1 pseudogene is annotated in these 571 nt (G+C 79.9%); it reads right to left on the bottom strand.

Annotated elements, in window-relative coordinates:
* Positions 1-571, bottom strand: a pseudogene (locus tag AC1DQJ_RS20790) (translation initiation factor IF-2); the annotation flags it as partial.

The following is a 571-nucleotide window of genomic DNA, read 5'->3' as shown; positions in this document are numbered from 1 at the left end:
GGCGCGGGCCGCCCGGACGATCGCCGGGACGGCCGCCGGGCGCCGGGCGCGGGGCCAGGGCCGAATAGCGGACCGGCTCGCCGCTCGGACGCGCGCGATCTCCCTGCGGACGGTCGCCTTGCGGGCGGTCGCCTTGCGGACGCGGACCACGATCGTCGCGCGGCGGACGCGGCGGACCGCCAGCGTCGCTGCGCGGCGGGCGCGGGCCATCGGCGCGCGGCGCGCGCTGGCCGAAGTTCATGTTCTCATAGCGGCCCGGGGCGCGCTCGGGACGATAGGTCGTCGTGCTCGGACGATCGTCGCGGCGTTCGCGGGAGGGCTCGTAGGTGCGGGTCTGACCCGGCGCGCTCGGCGAGCGCGGACCTTCGGCGCGCGGCGCCTCGGAACGGGGGGTCTCGGAACGAGGGGTCTCGGCGCGGGGCGCCGGGCGCGGCGTTTCTACGCGCGGCGCGGCCGGTTGCGCAGCCTGAACCGGAGCAGCGGCCTGGGCCGGGGCCGCAGGCTGAGCCGGGGCGGCGGGTTGAACCGGGGCGGCGGGCATCGGAGCCGGCGCGGGGGCCTCGGCCTTCGG

This window comes from Phenylobacterium sp. P4_E10 (genome assembly GCF_056401675.1).
The sequence above is the reverse complement of the archived record's forward strand: the minus strand, read 5'-3'. Positions and strand labels throughout refer to the sequence as shown.